We start from the raw sequence: 9459 nt of genomic DNA on the forward strand, positions 1-9459 counted from the left end.
CAAGGCAACTGTGTCGATTGCCTTGGGCCGTGGGCTTACTTCAGATGAAGGTCAAAGAAGGCGTTCAGCTCGCGCAAAGCATCCTGCGATTCCGGGGCATCGACCATGAAACCTGCGATGTAGTCGCCGTGCGCCTGACCGTCATAGACGTGCAGTTCGGCGGCTACATCCGCATCCCGCATGGCGCGGTGCATCCGCACTGTATCGCTGAGCAACAGATCCCGCGTGCCACTAAGGAAGATTGCAGGCGGCATCCCCTCAAGGTCGCCATAGACCGGAGAGAGATACGGATCGTCGGCGTTTTTGCCGCCCGCATACAACTCAAAAGTGCCCGCGATTACGCCCTCATGCTGGCCAAGCGGATCAAGACCTTCGAGGGTTGTCCAGCTGTCAGACACATTGGCAAGATCGGTGGCGGGCGTGCCAGCCATGATCGCACCCGGCACCGGCAGACCTGCGTCCCGCAGTTGCAGAGTTGTAGAAAGCGTCAGGTTGCCGCCCGCCGATGTCCCAAACATGGCGATTTTGGCTGGATCATAGTTCTGAGTGATCTCGCCCCAAACCGCAATCACGTCATCGGTTGCTGCCGGAAACGGGTGTAGGGGCGGGCGACGGTAATCTACAGAGATCACCTCTACACCCAGCCCATTTGCCAACCAAGCGGCCTCCATGATTGCCGCTTTGCCGCCGTTGAACACGAAAGCGCCGCCATGCACATGAACAAAAACGGTGTCGGCCCAACGCGGGTCGATTTCCTCAGGCGTGACGAGATATGTCGTAACACCCGCGATCTGACCAACACTGAAATTGGCTCCGGTTTTGGCCATCATCGCCTCGGCCCCTTGCGCAGACGCTGCATCAAATTGGGCTTGGAAAGACAGCCACTCTTCCAGTGTCTCCGGAACCGCCGGCATTCCTACGATCTCGCGCGAGCCAATCAACTCGGCCAATTCTGGGGATACGCCCACTGGGACAGGCACCGTGCGCTCTGCCAACGGCAAGCCATCGGCCGTGGTTTTCACAGGGGGTTCAGCGGCAAAGGCCGGTACCGAAAGCGCTGCAACAAGAGCAGTGGTCAGGGCAGTTTTCAGAACGGAACGACGTTTCATTTCAATCTCCTACGTTTTAGGTGTCCGTGTTTGTCTTTGATGAAACTGAGGTAATTTCGCGCCTTGCACCTTGCGACCGCCGAAAGTGATCATTTGGCGACAAAACGGCGTCTGCTTGGGGCTTTTGTCTTGAAGCAGACCTGTGATGTGCAAACCAAGGGAGGCAGGTGGCAAAACAAAGCCCCGGTCGGACAATCGCCGACCGAGGCAATAAACGCGAAGCGTTGATCAGGATGTCTGATCAATCGGCAGGGCAAGCGGGAAGGCCCAGCCATCTTCAAGGATCTCTGGACCCGGCTGATACAGGCGCACGACGTAGTTCCACCCGTCCATGATCGGCAAACAGTTCACCCGACCATCCTCACAATCCCCGAAATGTATGGTCACGGTGCCGTCCTCATTGGGAACGGAAGTCACGTTGTTGACCGAATAGGCCCCTGCGTCGTTGGGCACCATGTAACCCCTCGCATCATAGACTGTGACCGACCAGAAACCGTCTACAGGGACGTCGCCAACTGTGATGGTGTGGGGAATGCTGCCATCGTTCCGATCCGGGAACTGGATGTCATAAACCGCCGCTGTGACCGGGTTGCCGCCCCATCCTGCTGCCGTTCCGATCAAGTGCAAAATCGGATCTACCTCGTCGGCCGTCCCAAACAACTCAAACGTGTTACCACTGAGTCCTTGCGCCAAAGGAAGCAGCAGTTCGCGCGTCACATCGCGGGAGGCGGCATCCCAGTTTGGAACCTCAAAGTGTCCGGCGTTAGACTGATATACTTCAATGGCGTCCTGAAGCGCGTTGGCCTCGGCAATGTCTGATGGGTCATTCTCGTCCGCGAACGTCCTGAACAGGACAGACATATAACGCGTGCCAACCTCCTTTTCAGTGAAATGATAGGTGCCCGCGTCATGTACAACGCCTACCACATAGTGATCCTGGTTGAGGATCAGCATGGACATAAAGCGTCCTTCGGAGTCTGGCAGCACAATCGAAGCGGGCTCGGTCAGATCGATCACGACGCCGGAATAAAGTGTATCGCGGTTCATGCGGATCACATCCTGCGCATCCAGTGGTACCGGTTCGCGGATATGCATCAACCCACCAAAGCCACCCAGATCAACAATGCGCTGATGATACATGTCGGTCTCAGCTCGCACAAAATTGGTCACATTCACCGTCACCGGGGCCTCCGCAAAAGCAGGCACGGCAAGGCCTGCGGCGGCAACGATGGCAAGGAAAGAGGATACCGTTTTCATTTCAATCTCCTTTGGGGTCAGAGCGCGACCGTTCCAATTTCGGCCGCTTTGTTTGGCTCATTCCTCAGGTAGGCGGCCAAGAATGGCGTTGGGATGGGCCAAACACTTCTCAAAGTGATCAATCGACGACATAGTGAGCGCGTGCGCGACCCGATGCAGAACTCAAGGGGTTTACTCCCGACACTCGACGCCCTGGACCAGATGGCGTCCCCAAGGCTCGTTGAACGTGCGCTCAAAGATGTTGGGTTAACCCGCACGGTGCTTGAAGGCCCTCCGGTTCCGCTGCCGATACGGTATCATGCACAGCTTCTGGAAACGGTTTCCGGCAAAATTGGAGAGCGCCATCTCGGGGCGATCATGGCGAAAGACTTTGCCTACTCTTCTCTCAACCGGCCTGATCCGTTTTCGAGCTATGCACTTGGGGCTTCTCGGTTGGACATCGCCCTTCAACGGGCCGCCCGGGCGCTGCCCTTTCTCCAACGAGGGACCCAAATTCGCACACGAACCGACGGAAATTGTCTGGTATTCAGTTTCGGGGTGCAATTTGAAAAGAGCATCGGGGCTCAATTGCTTGAGCAGGAAATTCCTTCGATCCTAATCGCTCTTGTGCGTCCCTACCTTGGGACAAGCTGGGTGCCAGATTGGGTCGAACTTCCGGCTGAGCACAGGCTTCAGAAAGTTGCATTTGCACGATTGCTCGGCACAGAAGTCCGGGCCAATGCAGATTTTCCGGGGATCGCAATTCCGATGTCGCAACTTCAGACGCCGACCCGCCTTGACGAAGGCGGACGCGTGCAAATGACGGCTGCAGGCATAGAGAGGTTGCGGTTGAACCGCCCGCCCCGCACACATGCCGAAACGGTACGCCAAGCGCTTCGCATGCAACTCAACAACGGCAGCGCCGCGGTCGACGATGTCGCGGCGGCGCTTGGGGTCGGGGTTCGGACATTGCAGCGTCAGCTTCGGATCGAAGATGTGACGTTCAAGGAGATCGCGCTGTCCGAACAAGTTAGTCGGGCAAAGATGCTCTTGAGTGAAAACGACCTGAACCTGTCTCAAATCGCCTTTTATCTTGGTTTCTCCGAGGTCAACAGCTTCCGGCGCGCGTTCCGCACCTGGTTTGGACAATCGCCGACACAGTACCGTTCTCGCGCATTCAGCTAAGCTGCGGCATAGCGATTAATTCATCGAAGTCTGTGTCTGCAGTTGCTGCGGCTCCTCTTTGATCTTTGGAATGCGTGGTGAAAGCACACAGACCTGCAATTGCAGGTCACTTTAGGTAGCCGCAAGCGGACATTAGTCCATCCTGCAGCGAAGGTCCATTTTCCGCCCGTTCACGACGAATGCTGTGCTGGTCCCTAAGGTCTATTTAGGGCTCGGTGCGGTCATTCGGTGTATTGGGTTCAATGTCTGCTCTAGCGGCAAAGCGACCGGTCACTCGGCAGGCGCATGTATCCACTACAGTGCGGTGTGCAGTCTGCTACCGAAATAGCGTTAAAACCGCCTTGGACGATCAAGCATTAGCTGGAGCACAAGCTGTTCTCTTCCTGTTCTATTGTTTATGTGCAACTTTTGGAGGGGTCGACTTGCTTCAACCGGCAAGCTTCCTCAGCAATCGGTACTGCCTTGATACACGTAAGCTTTTGGATGTGCGACCAGACCCTAGAATGTGCCAAACGGAGAACAACATGAGCGCTAACGCGGACAGCGGTCTGAAGGGCAATCGAGACGTTACAGATACTGAAGGTGACTATTCCATCTATCCGCACATGGATGGGATCAAAAGCTCGATGTCGTGGAAGCTTGGCTGTTATGGAGAACGCGGCGCTCTTTCCAAGGACATGATCGGGAGCTTGGCTGAACAGTTTGACCTGCCGACTAAGCTCGTACGCGAACTCTCTGTGTTTCTTGGGAACTGCCTCAATAACGACGACGACATCGCAATCAATCTGACTGAGGTCCGACGCTCGCAAGCGATTGAACGAGGTCAAAAGCACCTCAAGCAACTTTTGCGGAAAGCAAAACAGAGTTCCATTGGTCCCCAAGAACTCCGGAACGCATTGGGCTCGCTTTCGACTTATTTCGCGGCGACGCCAGAAGATGGAGACCTTCTTGACCAAGTCCTCGACAAGCTTGAGACCGCAACGACACTTACTCAGGATGTCATAGATGACATTCGGCACATCCTTGTGACCCCCGGCGCAGTTGCAGAGATGTCGCCCCGAGACAAGCGGTTCTCGCGCGACAAACGCCGTCAGTACATCGTCGAGAGCTGCTGTTACATCTGGAAAGATGCCGGTCGCCCTCTGACCTATACAACATACTCAGACGGGCGCCCCGGAGGACAACGGCAAGGTCCGCTCGTCAACTTTATCCAGGCTGTCGTGAAGATGATCACCGAGCCGGGGCAAATCCTGAGCGGTGAGACGATCCGCGTGGATATAGACGATTTTCGCGGCAAGCTTGAGCGTGAAGAGAAAGAGCGTTGGGCGCCGCCGGAATTGGCCAATCAATACACTTAGAAGGAGCAAGCCCGCGTTGTCATGGTCATGGCATGACACGCGTTCCTGCCATACCCCCTTCTGACGACCATGCGCACCGGCAGGTTGAGACAGCGATTGACCAGTTGGTCCGATTGCTGGCTGCCCAGGCAGTACGGGAACTGGGCCGGAACGCCTCTGACCAAAAGGAGGCGCATCAGGATGCCACAGATCAATGCCAAGAAGAGCCGACCCCGCAAGCTTTTGACGGTGAAGGACGTCGCTGAACTGGACAATTGCTCGGAGAAGACGGTACGCCGTGCGATTGCGGCAGGCCTGCTTGAGGTTATTCGGGTGGGCCCCGGCGGACGCCTCATCCGCATTGATCCGGCAGCTCATGCCGCCTACCGGCAGACACATTGCTGGTAGGAACTCACGTCTATTAATGTCCATTTATGTCAATGCGTTATGTGCATTTCGGGAAGAAGGCCAGCCCGTAAGTTGCGGACTTTTTGTGCTACGCTTTTCCCGAATCGGACCTCCTGTCCACACCCGTCCACCCGAGACCTGACATGTCCAAAGGAACGTAAACCCGATGACTAGCCAGAGCCCCGTTCCATTGACATTAGCCTTCGTCAAAGCCGACACACCGATGTTTGCCCAGCTCATAGACCAACTGCGCTCCGATAGCTCTCTGACAGACGGACGCCGCAGAGATATGATCTCCGGCCTGAGCCGTACGTCCAAAGCTCTTGGATTACCTCCAGAGGATGTACCCTGCGACAGCCGCTGGTTGCAGCCCCGTTTAGCCAATGTCTCACCGGCTGCGCTTGGTCTGACACCAAAGAGCTGGCAAAATGCGGTCAGTGATGCACGGGCGGCGCTCGCGCATTTCGGGCTGGTGGAACGGCGATACAACCGGATCGATGATCTGTCTCCCGATTGGCGCACGCTCTGGACGGATGTACTTGCGTCCGGTGACAAGACATTGCAACCCGCACTCTGCCGCTTCGTGCATTATCTGAACCGGCAAGGCGTCAAACCTGCCAATGTGTGCAAAGAGCATGCTCGGGCCTATCGAGTAGCGCTTGAGCATAACGAGATCAGCAAATCTCCTGATGTTGCACATCGTGCCGCGGTCAACGGCTGGAACCTGGCGGCTCGACGTATTTCACAATGGCCCAAGGCCATCCTGCCTCTGGAATCGCGTCGGAAGGTCATTGCATTTCCGGTGACCGCGTTTCCAGCGCCATTCCAAACTGCTCTTGCAAAGCTGATGCATCGTCTGTCCAATCCGGACCCGCTGGCAGATGACGGTCAGAACAGAGCACTCCGATCCGCGACCCTGTCTCAATACAAAAGACAGTTGGTTCGGTTTGCCTCCGAACTGGTTCATTCTGGCATCCCAATTTGCCACATTGGCGGATTGGACGTCCTGATCAATCCGACGATGGCTGAACGGGGTTTGCGCCAGATGTTATCGCGCACCAACAACCAGACCACAAAGATGATCAGCGAGATCGCCGCGCTGCTCCGCAACCTAGCCCGGATACTCAATGCACCCGATGACACCCGGGACGGGCTGTCGGGGCTTGCCGCGCGCCTGGCCGTCAAACCTCAGAATGGCATGACCCAAAAAAACCGAAGCCGGCTGCGGGTGTTGCAGGAGGACCGGCATCAGCAGCGCCTGCTGCTTCTGCCTGAACGAATTTTCGCGCGACCACGCGGCACGTCCAAACCGTATGGCTGGGCTCTGGCACGCGAAGATGCGCTCGCCATCGCCATCTTGCTGGTCTGCCCAGTTCGCGTGAAGAACCTGGCTGACATCCACCTGGAAAGCCACCTGCACCGTCCCGGTGATGGCCGAGCCTACCTGGTTCTGGAAGACGGCGAGACAAAAAATGAGCGACCTGTCGAGTTCGAGATCCCGCGTGATTTATTGCGCATGATCGACGTACATCTCAAATCTCGCTGTCCGGAACTCTGCCCCGCGGGAACGCCTTGGCTGTTTCCCCGGAGGGATGGTCAGCATTCGGTTGATCCCGGCGTTCTGTCTGCGCGCATTTCCAAACGGATCCGGAAAGAAACGGGGCTGGAGATGAATGCCCACCTGTTTCGACATTTTGCGGTGATGAACTGGCTCGACGCCAATCCCGGCGGCTATGAGGTCGTGCGCCGGTTGCTCGGACATTCGGAGGTCAGCCACACCATCAACATGTACTCCGGTCTTGAGGCACGTTCGGCAACGCGTGCCTTCGCGGACCTGATAGACACGAAGAAAGGGTGCCGCAAATGAGCCTGGTTCTGCCTATCGCCAATTGGCCCGCGTCCGACCGGGATATGTGGGACAGGCTTCAGAAGGCGGCCGGACCGCTCGACGATTGCGGCGCCCTCGCTCATCTGCGCGCAACCTCATTGAAGACGCTGGAACTTCGCTATGCCCGATGGCTGCAATGGCTGATCACTAGTGATGCGGAGGCGATCACATTGCCTCCGGCTCGACGCGGGACCCTGCCGCGCCTTTCCGCTTGGCTTAGGGACCTCTCACGCACCCGGCCGATGACACGGTTGATGTTCATTGATGGCGTGTTGCGTATCCTCTCTGCAGCTGACCCGACGCAGGACTGGTCCGCTCAGCGGAAGTTGAAAGCGGGATTGAAGCGCGCTGCGGGTCGGGGTGATCGGGATCGCAAACTTGGGCGTGTGTTGTCCAGCGAGGTTCTATTCCGTGCAGGGCTGATTCTGGCGACGGGCCATGCAGAAGCGGCTCCAACACCGCTACGCAGTATGATGTGCCTGCGGGATGGCACCATGATAGCGATGTTGGCCCTGATGCCGATGCGGCGACGCGCCTTCGCGGGCCTTCGGATTGGCACATCCCTGTATGTCGCAGCAGACACGATGACCGTCGCGCTCCCCGGGGATCTCACCAAATCAGGGCATCCCTGGGAAGCTGATGTTCCCCAGAGCGTTGAGCCGCTCTTGCGCCGTTATGTCAACGAAGCCCGTCCCTTTTTTATGGAGCGTGGCCAACAGCATCACAATGTTCTGTGGGTTGGCCGGTCTGGCACTCCTTTGAAGAAAGACGCGCTGAGCCCCCGGATCGCGGAGCAGACACTGAAGCTGACGGGTCGCCGTATTCCACCGCATTTCTTTCGGGATGCTGCCGCGACAACCCTGGCCCGCTCTTCTCCAGAACACGCCAAGCTAATTCGACCAATTCTAGCGCATACGAGCTTCGGAACCGCCGAGCGCCATTACATCCACGCCCAGACAATTGAAGCGGGCCGCGACTACGCGGCTTTGATCGACCTAAAGAGAAAGGCCCGGCGATGACCCGAGTTGCAATCTATGCCCGTTTCTCCAGCCAAATGCAGAGAGACGCATCCATCGATGACCAAATGCGACTGTGCCGGGAACGTGCTGAGCGGGAAGGTTGGACTGTTATTGACGCCTATTCTGATCGTGCGGTCTCCGGCGCCTCCATGTTGCGCCCCGGTCTACAAGCCCTGTTCCATGCTACACAGGAAGGACAGTTTGATCTGATTTTGGCGGAAGCGCTGGACCGCTTGAGCCGAGACCAGGCAGACATCGCCGCGATCTTCAAACGTCTGAACTTTGCAGGTGTTGGCATCGTGACACTGGCCGAAGGTGAGATCAGCGAACTGCACGTAGGTCTCAAGGGCACCATGAACCAACTGTTCCTCAAAGACCTGGCCGAAAAAACCCGGCGTGGCCTGCGCGGAAGGGTCGAGCTTGGCCGTTCCGGCGGCGGCAACAGCTATGGTTACGACGTCGTCCGGCGTCTTGGGCCCGACGGCCAACCCGTCACGGGAGAACGAATGATCAACGCAGCGGAAGCTGCGATTATCCGGCGGGTATTACATGACTTCACCGAAGGGCATTCCCCGAAAGCCATTGCGCGCCGCCTGAACACCGAGGGTGTCCCCGGTCCCCGTGGCCAGTTATGGCGTGACACCGCCATTCGAGGGCACCGAGTGCGTGGGACGGGCCTTCTCAACAATGAGCTCTATATCGGCCGCCTGGTTTGGAACCGGCTGCGCTACATCAAGGACCCGGAGACCGGCAGACGTGTTTCCCGTCTCAACGATCCGTCCAATTGGTTCATCGCGGAGGTCCCTGAGCTGCGGATCGTCGGGGATGAACTTTGGGAGGCAGTCAAGCAGCGGCAAGGCGAGATCGAGGCTGATCCCCGCGTCAAAGCCATCAAGGAAACCAAGTTTTGGGAGAAGCGTCGCAAGAAGCACCTTCTGACAGGTCTTGCATTCTGCGGCACCTGCGGAGGGCCACTCGCCACTGTCGGGCGCGACTACCTCGCCTGCTCTGCCGCCCGCAAACTCGGTACTTGTTCCCATAAGCAATCCATTCGCCGCAATGTCCTGGAAGACGCCGTTCTGGATTTGCTTCGTCAGCGTCTGATGCAGCCCGATGCCGTGGCCGCTTTTATCAAGTCCTTCAGCGAAGCCGCCAACGCAGAAGCAGGCACAGCGGAGGTAGCCCGGACCCGTCTGCAATCCGAGCGGGTCAAAGCTGCGCGCAAACTGAATGGGTTTTATGACGCGATTGCAGAAGGCATTCGCACCCCAGGTCTT

Annotated in this window: 9 protein-coding genes; 7 read left to right on the forward strand and 2 right to left on the reverse strand. The window is 57.4% G+C overall.

The window, feature by feature from the left end:
• Positions 1–35: 35 nt before the first annotated feature.
• Positions 36–1109 carry an alpha/beta hydrolase gene (locus ACR0JR_RS21610; RefSeq protein ID WP_480458087.1) on the reverse strand — a complete coding sequence of 358 codons (1074 nt, stop codon included), beginning with the start codon at positions 1107–1109 and terminating at the stop codon, positions 36–38.
• A gap of 228 nt (positions 1110–1337) precedes the next feature.
• Positions 1338–2366 (reverse strand): DUF1214 domain-containing protein, encoded by a 1029-nt coding sequence (locus ACR0JR_RS21615; protein ID WP_480458089.1) that lies wholly within the window; start codon positions 2364–2366, stop codon positions 1338–1340.
• Positions 2367–2567: 201 nt separating this feature from the next.
• Here ACR0JR_RS21615 and ACR0JR_RS21620 point away from each other — a divergent pair, with 201 nt between their 5' ends.
• The 7 genes from ACR0JR_RS21620 to ACR0JR_RS21650 all read left to right on the forward strand — a co-directional run.
• Positions 2568–3530: an AraC family transcriptional regulator gene (locus tag ACR0JR_RS21620; RefSeq protein ID WP_480458090.1), complete on the forward strand. Its 963-nt coding sequence runs from the start codon at positions 2568–2570 to the stop codon at positions 3528–3530.
• A 524-nt stretch (positions 3531–4054) separates the two neighbouring features.
• Positions 4055–4888, forward strand: coding sequence for a hypothetical protein (locus ACR0JR_RS21625; RefSeq protein ID WP_226689268.1), 834 nt, complete (start codon positions 4055–4057; stop codon positions 4886–4888).
• Positions 4889–4920: 32 nt separating this feature from the next.
• Entirely contained in the window at positions 4921–5133 is a 213-nt protein-coding gene (locus ACR0JR_RS21630) for a hypothetical protein (RefSeq protein WP_480458091.1), read from the forward strand.
• Positions 5117–5275, forward strand: coding sequence for a helix-turn-helix domain-containing protein (locus tag ACR0JR_RS21635; RefSeq protein WP_480458092.1), 159 nt, complete (start codon positions 5117–5119; stop codon positions 5273–5275). Before ACR0JR_RS21630 ends, ACR0JR_RS21635 begins: the two co-directional genes overlap by 17 nt.
• Before the next feature lie 166 nt (positions 5276–5441).
• The gene (locus ACR0JR_RS21640; RefSeq protein WP_480458093.1) at positions 5442–7142 is read left to right on the forward strand and encodes a tyrosine-type recombinase/integrase; all 1701 of its coding nucleotides are present in this window, start codon (positions 5442–5444) and stop codon (positions 7140–7142) included.
• Entirely contained in the window at positions 7139–8182 is a 1044-nt protein-coding gene (locus tag ACR0JR_RS21645; RefSeq protein ID WP_170782162.1) for a tyrosine-type recombinase/integrase, read from the forward strand. The genes ACR0JR_RS21640 and ACR0JR_RS21645 overlap by 4 nt, the downstream gene beginning before the upstream one ends.
• Positions 8179–9459, forward strand: a 1281-nt coding sequence (locus ACR0JR_RS21650; RefSeq protein WP_480458095.1) for a recombinase family protein, incomplete at its 3' end; no start/stop codon positions are given. The genes ACR0JR_RS21645 and ACR0JR_RS21650, both read left to right, overlap by 4 nt.

This window comes from Ruegeria sp. AA3, from assembly GCF_056542905.1.